Source organism: Spirulina sp. CS-785/01 (assembly GCF_028330525.1).
Classification (GTDB): Bacteria; Cyanobacteriota; Cyanobacteriia; order Cyanobacteriales; family Spirulinaceae; genus JAQMSD01.
The window spans coordinates 1-10082 of record NZ_JAQMSD010000078.1 but is presented as its reverse complement, the minus strand read 5'-3'; the positions used below and the strand labels follow the sequence as shown (position 1 = coordinate 10082).

The following is a 10082-nucleotide window of genomic DNA, read 5'->3' as shown; positions in this document are numbered from 1 at the left end:
TATCGACTCGGACTCATGTTTGTCAATGTGGGTTCACCCTAGATAGAGACTGGAATGCTGCCATTAATATCCTGAAATTAGCCTTGAGTACGCGCTTAGTATAGCGGAACTTGGGTCTTAGACCTGAACGCGGGACTGAGATTCGACCTCTACTTTGGTTGGAGTGATCCTGCCAAAGCAAGTTGGGTCTATGAATGAAGAATCCACGTCCTTCTAGGGCGTGGAGTGTCAACCCGTCGGTTATTATTCCGGTAATCAGCATCTGAAGGCAAAGTTGTCAGTTGAGAGTTGAGAGTTGAGAGTTGAGAGTTGACGGTTGAACCACAAAGACACAAAGGACACAAAGGGAAGATGGAGGAGATGGAGGAGATGGGAGAGATGCAGGAGATGGGGGAGATGGGGGAGAACTAAGAACCAACTATTCCCAGTTCCGGAGTTCCCTGTTCCCTTGTTTACAAACAACAAACAACAAACAACAAAGAACAAAGAACAAAATTAGCGTAACCGATCAAGAGGCGCGATATTGTTGGTATAGGCTTGGGGATTTGTTCCCTGGTTTTCTTCCGGTTGAGGGGGGTTTTCCGCGAGGGCTTGGCGTAAAATAGTAATGCGATCGCTCGTTGCCGGGTGGGTACTGAGAATCGTCGGAACACTCCCGCGACTTTGTTGGGCTAATTTTTGCATAAACGACACCATGGCCGTGGGATTATAATTGGCATCTCGGAGATTATCTAACCCCGATTGATCCGCCTCTAGTTCATCTTCTCGACTATTGGGTAAATTGAGAGCCAATTGCACCCCAATTTGCACCGCCGCATTTTGATCCAATCCCGCAGCAGACATTACCCCGGCTGCGATCGCGCGATCCTTCATCTGATTCACCGCATGACGGCCCACAATATGGCCAATCTCATGACTCACCACACTAGCCAACTCCGCCTCATTCTCCGCCAACGCCATTAACCCCGCATTCACATAGACAAACCCCCCCATCGTCGCAAAAGCATTAATCCCCTTATCCGCCACAATCTGAAACTTATAAGGAATCTCCGGACGTTCACTCTGGGCCGCCAACTTCTGGCCAATCCCATCCACATAACTCGTTAATCGTTCATCATCCAAAATAGGCGTACCCCGTCGCGCCAACTGCGTGGTTAACTGTTGATTAATCTGATTCCCCAAAGCCACCTCTTGGCGGTCAGACATCGTAGATAATTGTAAAATCTGCGCCCCCCGCATCAGCAATTCCAGCCAAGAAACCGCCTTCGCCGCCTGGGGAGTCCCAGCCCACAATCCAAAGGCTGTAACCACCCCTAACAGCCCGTACAGCCAACGTTTTTTAGACCGCCAAAAGACATGAGAAAGTTGTTCTAACATAATAAATTTACCCGTAAGGATACTCTGTACTGTATTTTGAGCCAATCCCGATCAAGATTGGCCGGATAATTCTCATCATCACTTTATCCTTCAATGTTGCGACTCCATCCGTACTGAAATTGTTGCATGATGGCACCGCAAACTCCCCCAAACACTCTCACCCGTGCCTAATACCGACAGATTCCAAAAAAAAAGGGCATGGCCTAGCCATACCCTGACAAACTGGACATTTATTAGCACGATGACAAGAACTTACACATCATAATAGAGTGCAAACTCATAAGGATGAGGACGTAAACGCATGGGGTTGATTTCCGTATCTAACTTGTAAGAAATCCAGTTATCAATGAAATCTTCCGTAAACACCCCACTCTCAGTCAAGAAAGCGTGATCATTTTGCAGATGTTCCAGCGCATCCTCCAGAGACCCCGGAGTGCTAGGAATCTTGCTCAACTCCTCCGGAGTGAGATCATAAATATCCACATCCAACGATTCACCGGGATCAATTTGATTCTTAATCCCATCAATTCCGGCCAACAGCATCGCAGCGAAGGCCAGATAAGGATTACAAGTCGCATCCGGACAACGGAACTCTAACCGTTTGGCCTTGGGATTAGGTCCAGAAAGCGGAATCCGAATGGACGCAGAACGATTTCCTTGAGAATAAGCCAAGTTAACCGGAGCCTCAAACCCCGGTACAAGACGCTTATAGGAGTTAATACTGGGGTTGGTAAACGCCAATAATGCCGGAGCATGACGCAGAATACCACCAATGTAATGTAACGCGGTTTGGCTCAAGTTCGCATAGCCTTCCTCACCCCAGAATAAAGGCTGTCCATCTTTCCAGATAGACTGGTGAGTGTGCATCCCAGACCCATTATCATTAAATAAAGGTTTCGGCATGAAAGTAGCCGTCTTGCCATATTTTTTCGCCACATTTTTGATGACATACTTATAGGTCATCAAATCATCCGCCGCTTTCAACAGTTCACCAAAGCGGAATCCTAACTCATTTTGTCCCCCGGTTGCTACTTCGTGGTGATGTTTCTCAATGGGAACACCACACTTAGCCATAGTTAACAACATCTCCGTCCGCATATCTTGCAGCGTATCCGTGGGAGCAACCGGGAAATATCCCCCTTTATACTGGGGTTTATAGGCTAAGTTCCCCCCTGCTTCTTCCCGACCGGAATTCCAACGGCCTTCAATACTGTCCACGGAGTAGAAGCCTTGATTTTCCGTTTGGTCGAAACGCACATCATCAAAGACAAAGAATTCTGCTTCTGGTCCAAAGAACGCTGTATCGCCAATGCCACTGTCTCTGAGGTATTGCACCGCTTTTCCGGCAATACTGCGAGGATCGCGGCTATACCATTCTCCTGTGCGTGGTTCTTTAATCGCACAGATCATGCTCAGGGTTTTTTCTTTATAAAAGGGGTCAATCCAAGCGGTTGTCGCATCTGGGACCATCATCATGTCCGACTCGTTAATGGCCTTCCATCCCCGAATACTGGAGCCATCAAAGGCAACACCATCAACGAAAGACTCCTCCTCCAGTTGATCCTGATAGAAAGAACAATGCTGCCAAGTGCCTGGCATATCAATAAACTTCAAATCAATGATCTGGATGTTCTCATCCCTGATCATCTGCATTACTTCTTGGGGGGTCTCTGCCATAGATGACTCCTTTATCTATCTATAGTTGTACGTTGTCTAGTCTCGAATCATCGTAGGGACTGGTTTCAGGAGAGTTTGTATCAAGTGTTACATAATCACCGAAAGAAAACCTAAAAAGCCGCTAGATGTGGGGATTCCCTGAAAAATGGGGGTTCTTTTCTGGAAAATTGGCAGTTATGTCTTTTTTCAGGCAAATTATACTGAGAGATTAGGGTGAAACACCTGGCCTAGGGGTTGAAGACGATCTGACGATCTAGTGAGAGGTTGGTTAACAGCTATAGCGACTATTGCAATCAGCCATAAGGAGGAGGGAATGATGCTTCTGAATGAGTTTCTAGCTGATCCCGCATCGGAGATTTCCGGAGATGCCAATGGAGATGGGATCAGGAATGCAAGGCAAGATGAATTTGTAGAATGGGTGAATGATTCTGGGAGTTCGGTGGATATTTCCGGATGGACCTTGGCCGATGAAATTGGGGTTCGTCATCGGTTTCCCAGTGGTACGGTGTTAGCTGTGGGACAAGCAGTAGTCGTGTTTGCAGGAGGGACTCCAACTGGGAATTTTGGGGGAGCGATTGTTCAAACGGCTAGTAGTGGACAATTAGGGTTTAATAATGCTGGGGATACCATTACGTTGAATGATGGGACTAGCGATCTTGTCAGCTATACTTACGGGTCAGAGGGAGGAAAGAATCAATCCCTGACCCGTGATCCGGATTTAACGGGGGATTTTATCTTGCATGGGAGTCTGAATGCAGGGGGAGGGAGTTTATTTTCTCCGGGGACCCAAGTCGATGGGGTTAGTTTTGAGGGGAATTTAACCCCGATTTATACCATTCAAGGTGCTGGCCATACTTCCCCTTTACTTGGCCAAGTAGTGACGACGAGAGGGGTTGTTACGGCAGTTGCAGGATATGGGGTTTATGTCCAAGATCAGGAGGGGGATAATAATAGTGCGACTTCTGATGGACTATTTGTGTTTACGGGGTCTTCTCCTAGCGTTACGGTGGGGGATGAGGTTGAAGTAACGGGGACGGTGAGTGAGTTTTTCCCTGGGGGAGAAGAAACAGGGAATCTCTCGATTACTCAGATTGGTGGGACTCCTGATGTGAAGGTGGTTTCTTCTGGGAATAGTTTACCTGCTCCTGCTGTGATTGGGTCTAATGGTCGTATTCCTCCCTCCACCATTGTTGATAATGATGGGTTAAGTGAGTTTAACCCGGAGGAAGATGGGATCGATTTCTACGAGAGTTTGGAGGGGATGTGGACTCAGGTGGATAACCCGGTTGCGGTGAGTCCTACCAGTCGTTTTGGGGAAATTGCGGTATTGGCTGATAATGGGACGGGTGCAGGGTTACGGACTGAGAGTGGGGGAATTGTTGTCCGACCGGGGGATTTTAACCCGGAACGGATTATTATTGATGATGAGTTGGTGGGTGATGAGCCGACGGTTCAAGTGGGGCAACGCTTCGAGAGTTCTATTCAAGGGGTTTTCAGTTACAGTTTTGGTCATTTTAAACTCCTGAATACGCAACCTCTCCCCGCGGTGACTCCTAGTGATTTACAACCGGAAAGCACAGATTTGCGGGCCGGGAGTCATCAGTTAACGGTTGCTACTTATAATGTACACAATCTCGCTTCTAGTGATGCACAGACGAAATTTGCTCATCTTGCTGAACAGATTATTACTCAATTAAAATCTCCCGATATTATCGGCCTGCAAGAAATACAGGATAATAGTGGAGAGACGGATAATGGGGTTGTGGCCGCCGATGAGACGTTTCAGCAATTAATTGACACTATTACAGCAAAAGGGGGACCTACCTACGAGTATCGACAGGTGAACCCCCTTGATAATCAAGATGGGGGTGCGCCGGGGAGTAATATACGAGTGGGGTATTTATTTCATTCTAGTCGAGTGGAGTTGCGCGATCGCGCAACCCCCAACCCAGTCCTCTCCTCCAACCCCGGACGCATCAACCCCACCCACCCGGCATTTTTTGGCACTCGTAAATCCTTGGCCGCAGAATTTATCTTTAACGGGGAAAAAATTTATATCATCAACAATCACTTTAAATCCAAAGGGGGTGATGATCCCCTCTTGGGTGCAACCCAACCCCCCAACCCCCTCACCGAAACCCAACGAGTTGCTCAAGCACAAGTCATCAATGATTTTATTGATCGTATCCTTGCAGACAACCCCGATGCTAATATTATTGCACTCGGAGACTTTAACGACTTTCCCTTCTCCAATACCCTGCAAACCCTCACCGGAGATGCCTTAACTGGCCTCCTCAACACCTTACCTCCCTCAGACCGTTACACCTTCAACTTTAACGGCAATTCCCAAGCCTTAGATAATCTCCTCGTCAGCGATAATCTAAAACAGCGCACTCGCATAGATATCGTCCATGCCAACTCCGACTTTAGCAACAGTGCCAGCGACCATGACCCCATCGTAGCTCAAATAGACTTTCAGAGCGACTATCCCCTACAACACCGCCACACCGCAGACCAAGAAGCGGGACTCCCGGCCCTGGAAAATGCAGTTAATCCTTCCGCCGTTATCAATGCCTCAGAAAACAACTATGAGAACACCCTGAATATTTTTACTGTCCAAGCAGCAACGCAACTCCGTCTCACCTTACAAACCATTAATACTCAAGCGGTGAATGAAGTAGGGGTGATTAAAGTTGATGATGCACAAGGCCGTGTACGGGGTCTAAAACCGGGAAATGCAGGCTTTTTAGAGGCAGCCTTACCCAAGTCCCAAGTCCTCTTTTCTCCCCTGCCTGAGACGATTTTTGACGGGTTTCCTGCGTCTCGCGTGGTGGAGGTGCAACCTGGAGAACAACTCCTCTTTTATATGGTACAAGACAGCACCACGGCCACAGTTCGCGCTTCTCTGGGGACAGGACATACCCCGACGGTCTTTTTTGCCAATAATAGCAGTGTGGTGGAGATTGAAGACCTGAACAGTGAGGAATTTACCTTGGGGTGGGATGATGGTCTGGGGGGAGAGTCTAACTTTGAGGATATTATCATGAAGTTAGAAGTTGCCGCCGATGCCCGTTCCCCCATTGGCACAGGACTGCAAGGGAAACGAGAACAGGAATTCATTGATCTACGCGGTTTAGGGACATTAGAAGCGGATGTCACGGTGAAAAGTGAAGCCCAATTTTTTAATACAGTGGGGCTGTATGTGGTGGATAATGAAGCGGGAGAGATTGATCAGTTGAACCCAGGGGATGAGGGATATGTCGAAGCTGCGATCGAACGGTCTTTACAGGAATTTACTCCCAATAGTAACCTATCGGCGGACTTAGAGGGATTAATTTTACCGTTTATTATTGCTAATGGGACGGTTAAAGAGTTTTTGGAGGATAACCCGGAGAATGACTTAATTTCTGGGACACCAATTGCTTATTTTCCCTTTCTGAATGCAAACCCGGATCAAACGGATCATATTCGCTTATTGGGGGATAATTTGTTTGGGTTTGAAGACTTACCCAATGGAGGAGATGGGGATTATAACGATATGGTGTTACAAGTGCTGTTTGGATAAGGTGAACCGCAAGAAACCGGGTTTCTATGGGGGGAATGGTAAACCAGTCCAGTGAAGCAAGAAACCCGGTTTCTCCCCTTTTTACGCTCAACTTTCAACTAAATTTAATCCTGTTGATGGGAGAATTGATAGGCCCCCCAAAAAGAAAGACCGATCGCAAAAACCAATAACACCGGAATGGAAAACCAAGGAAAGGTACTCAAATCATAGGCCGCTGCCCGTAATGAGGTGCTAGTATAGGTTAAAGGTAAACAATAAACGATCACTTTTAACGCCATTGGTAACGTTGCTGGATCGAAAAAAGTTCCCCCTAAAAACGACATGGGAACAATCAAGAAATTATTATACAATCCTACACTTTCTAGGGATTTTACCTTTAATCCGGTAATCACTCCCAACCCCGAAAATACAGCACAATTTAACACCACAATTAACAAAAAGAGAGGATTGAGAAAACTAAACACCTTCCCAGTAAACAGGATAGCAACCAACAACACTGATCCCGAAGTCATTAACCCCCGCACAATACCTGCAAGCATCTTCCCTAAATGGAGTGCGAGGGGATGGACGGGTAATAACAAGAGTTCCTCAAAGGTTTTATTATAGAGGCGATCGCCGCATATCGAAAACGTCGTCCCTCCAAAACTAATGGTCATCGAAGACAAGGCCACCATCCCCGGTAAAATAAACTCTAGGTAACTATCCCCCACTGGAGGACTAATCGCCCGATCTAAGGCACTCCCCAAGCCTAATCCAAATGCTAGAATATAGATGAGGGGAGAAATCAGTCCAGTAGAGGCCACTTGCACGATACGCACCCGCAAGTCTAACCAGTCTCCCCAAAACACCGTCCAAGTATCCTTGAGGAGGGTTTGCATTGCGGAAGGGTGAGCAGTGGACCGGAAAGGAAGGGAAAGCTGGGATTTCAACACGGTACGATACAATCTGAGTTACGTCTGTTAATATTCCTTTACAATTGTAAGAGAAATCCGGCCAAACTACTTAATCCCACTCCTATAGCTGAACTTGCCAATTCTCCCACACTTCCCTCACTACAGTATGAGATTATTGATGGGAAATTAAAAGATGGGTGTAGAATGGTCAGACCTGCAATTCCCGCTCAACTGTTGCCCACTGTTTCATTGAATCATAGCCCAGAATGCAGTATGTTGCGACTCGCTTATTAAAAAAATTACCCTTTCCCTTGGACTGGTTGCCCAAACCCGCTTATATTGTCGGAGGGGCCGTCCGGGATGCGTTACTAGAACGGGAGAAAGATCAGTTTGACCTTGACTTTGTGTTACCCGAAAACGCCGTTGCCACAGCCCAGAATATTGCCCAACAAACCCAAGCGGGGTTTGTTGTCCTCGACGAACAACGACAAATTGCCAGAGTCGTCTTTGACCAAGGAACAGCCGACTTTGCCCAACAGGAAGGGGACACCCTCGAAGATGACCTGAAACGGCGGGATTTTCGCATTAATGCCATTGCTTATAACCCCCACACCCAAGATATTATCGACCCCCTGAAAGGCTTAAAAGACCTAGAACGTCGGGAATTGCGGATGATCGATAAAAGTAATTTCAACGATGATCCCCTCCGCATTTTACGCGGTTATCGCCAAGCCGCCCAACTAGGATTAACCATCAAACCCAAAACCCGCAACACCCTGCGTAAACTTGCCCCCAAACTGGCCCAAGTGGCCGCAGAACGAGTCCAACAAGAACTTCAGTACCTCCTAGTCTCCCCCGAAACCCCTTGGTTATACGCAGCGTGGGAAGACCGGGTATTACAAGTCTGGTTAGGGAAACTCCCTGCGGAAAATGTACAACAAATTGAGCAGATCGAACACAGTGCGTGGTTACTGAGTAATATTTGGACGGAACTGGGCCAACAACTCCGTCAACCCATTGGGAACACTTCTACTCTCCTCAGTTTAACTAAATTGGCCAGTCTAGTTAGTCCCAACCCCCAAACTGCCCAAACTCAACTGGAAACGCTGAAATATTCTCGCGTGGAGGTTCGCACTGTCACGACTTTATTAGAACATCTCCCTCGTTTATTAGAAATTACAGACCATCCTCTCACCCCAGAGGAACAATATTTCCTGTTTCAAAAGGTTGGCGACCATTTCCCGGCGTTAGCGGTTTTGACGGTTGCGGTGGCGGCCCATCAAGATACTCTACGAGAAACTAAAATGGTGGGTTTTATTGCTCCGCTAGTTAATACTTATCTTAATCCCAAGAGTCAAATTTCCCATCCAACTCCTCTGTTAACAGGGAGTGATTTAATACAAGATTTGGCTTTAAAACCTTCTCCAAAAATTGGGAAACTCCTCACTCAAGTTCAGTTGGCGTATATTACAGGCAAAGTGAGTAGTCGGGAGGAGGCGTTAGAGTATGCGCGACGGCAAGTTCGGTTGATGGGTAATAGTTGACGGTTGAACCATAAAGGGGAGTCGGGAGTCGGGAGTCGGGAGTTGGGGAAGATGGGGAGTAACAACTGTTTACTGTAACCAACAAAAATAAAGAAACAAGCATCTTGCCTGTTTCTTAACTGAATTATTACTTTAAACTCCCCAGGTAGGATTCGAACCTACGACCAATCGGTTAACAGCCGACCGCTCTACCACTGAGCTACTGAGGAATGAGCTACTTGGGATTACAAGCTGCTGAAACTGTCAGCTTTTTAATTTCCCTGCGATATACCATTATAACACAAGTTTGCTATAAAACAAGTTTGGTTTTTCGCCAAAAAAAAAGCGGGAAACTTAAAGATTGCTTGATTTACGCAACAGTTTTTAATTATAAACAGAAACCAAACAAAAGTGCAAGTCTTTTTTCAAAATTTTGTGAATAAGTATTGAGAGGGAAGCGCGATCGCGCCCTAAAGCACGCTATCGTAAAAGAGACCCTTCTCTCACACAAACCCTATGCTCACTCATCACCGCAGACCCGTTTGTCTTTCCCTCATCTCCACCAACCTCCCCCTCTGGTCTAGCCTAGAAACCGCCGCCACCCTCTACCAACGTGACTCAGAACGGTTTCACCTCCTCCTCAAGCAACCCCCCTTCCCTGAAACCCTCACCCCCCTCAACCCTGCCTCCCCCCCCGGCCAAGACGGCCTCCTCTGGTTAGAACTCTCCCCCTACCGAGTCATCATGACCATGCAAGGCAACGATAAAATCGGCTATCGTCACTTTTGGGAACAAGGAGTCTATGGCATCTCCCGCTATTGGTTACACGGAGATCACAACGAACAATACAACACCCTAAGACTGAGAAACTATACCCGTTCCCTAGAACTCATCGGCACTCCCCTCCCCTACAGCTTACGCATCGAATACGAACTCTGGTCAGACCAGCTACAACTCGGCCAATATGTATTAAGTCTCGAAATCCATCATTAGTAATAGATAATTAATTTGTTCTTGGTTCTCCCCCATCTCCCCCATCTCCCCCAT

6 protein-coding genes, 1 tRNA gene and 1 pseudogene are annotated in these 10082 nt (G+C 47.1%); 4 read left to right on the top strand and 4 right to left on the bottom strand.

Features of this window, described 5'->3' with window-relative positions; genetic code table 11:
• Positions 1-217 (top strand): annotated as a pseudogene (locus PN462_RS23385) (zinc ribbon domain-containing protein); the annotation flags it as partial.
• Positions 218-495: 278 nt separating this feature from the next.
• Here the strand turns inward: PN462_RS23385 and PN462_RS04495 are convergent.
• Together PN462_RS04495 and glnA are read right to left on the bottom strand one after the other, a co-directional pair.
• Positions 496-1377 carry a M48 family metallopeptidase gene (locus tag PN462_RS04495; protein WP_272126797.1) on the bottom strand — a complete coding sequence of 294 codons (882 nt, stop codon included), beginning with the start codon at positions 1375-1377 and terminating at the stop codon, positions 496-498.
• A 252-nt stretch (positions 1378-1629) separates the two neighbouring features.
• Positions 1630-3054 carry a type I glutamate--ammonia ligase gene (glnA, locus tag PN462_RS04490; RefSeq protein WP_272126794.1) on the bottom strand — a complete coding sequence of 475 codons (1425 nt, stop codon included), beginning with the start codon at positions 3052-3054 and terminating at the stop codon, positions 1630-1632.
• Between the two features lie 313 nt (positions 3055-3367).
• On the opposite strand from glnA, the gene PN462_RS04485 reads away from it, so the two are divergent.
• Positions 3368-6619 carry a DUF4114 domain-containing protein gene (locus PN462_RS04485; RefSeq protein WP_272126792.1) on the top strand — a complete coding sequence of 1084 codons (3252 nt, stop codon included), beginning with the start codon at positions 3368-3370 and terminating at the stop codon, positions 6617-6619.
• Between the two features lie 104 nt (positions 6620-6723).
• Here PN462_RS04485 and PN462_RS04480 read toward each other — a convergent pair whose 3' ends face one another.
• Positions 6724-7497 carry an ABC transporter permease gene (locus PN462_RS04480; protein ID WP_272126791.1) on the bottom strand — a complete coding sequence of 258 codons (774 nt, stop codon included), beginning with the start codon at positions 7495-7497 and terminating at the stop codon, positions 6724-6726.
• 281 nt (positions 7498-7778) lie between these two features.
• Here PN462_RS04480 and PN462_RS04475 point away from each other — a divergent pair, with 281 nt between their 5' ends.
• Entirely contained in the window at positions 7779-9056 is a 1278-nt protein-coding gene (locus tag PN462_RS04475) for a CCA tRNA nucleotidyltransferase (RefSeq protein WP_272126790.1), read from the top strand.
• A 137-nt stretch (positions 9057-9193) separates the two neighbouring features.
• Here PN462_RS04475 and PN462_RS04470 read toward each other — a convergent pair.
• Positions 9194-9265, bottom strand: a tRNA-Asn gene (locus PN462_RS04470).
• Between the two features lie 286 nt (positions 9266-9551).
• Here PN462_RS04470 and PN462_RS04465 point away from each other — a divergent pair.
• Positions 9552-10028 (top strand): hypothetical protein, encoded by a 477-nt coding sequence (locus PN462_RS04465; RefSeq protein ID WP_272126788.1) that lies wholly within the window; start codon positions 9552-9554, stop codon positions 10026-10028.
• Positions 10029-10082 lie beyond the last annotated feature (54 nt).

Coding starts and splice junctions, on each gene's coding strand:
- PN462_RS04495 (WP_272126797.1), bottom strand. CDS start 1,377: ATGTTAGAACAACTTTCTCATGTCTTTTGGCGGTCTAAAAAACGTTGG.
- glnA (WP_272126794.1), bottom strand. CDS start 3,054: ATGGCAGAGACCCCCCAAGAAGTAATGCAGATGATCAGGGATGAGAAC.
- PN462_RS04485 (WP_272126792.1), top strand. CDS start 3,368: ATGATGCTTCTGAATGAGTTTCTAGCTGATCCCGCATCGGAGATTTCC.
- PN462_RS04480 (WP_272126791.1), bottom strand. CDS start 7,497: ATGCAAACCCTCCTCAAGGATACTTGGACGGTGTTTTGGGGAGACTGG.
- PN462_RS04475 (WP_272126790.1), top strand. CDS start 7,779: ATGCAGTATGTTGCGACTCGCTTATTAAAAAAATTACCCTTTCCCTTG.
- PN462_RS04465 (WP_272126788.1), top strand. CDS start 9,552: ATGCTCACTCATCACCGCAGACCCGTTTGTCTTTCCCTCATCTCCACC.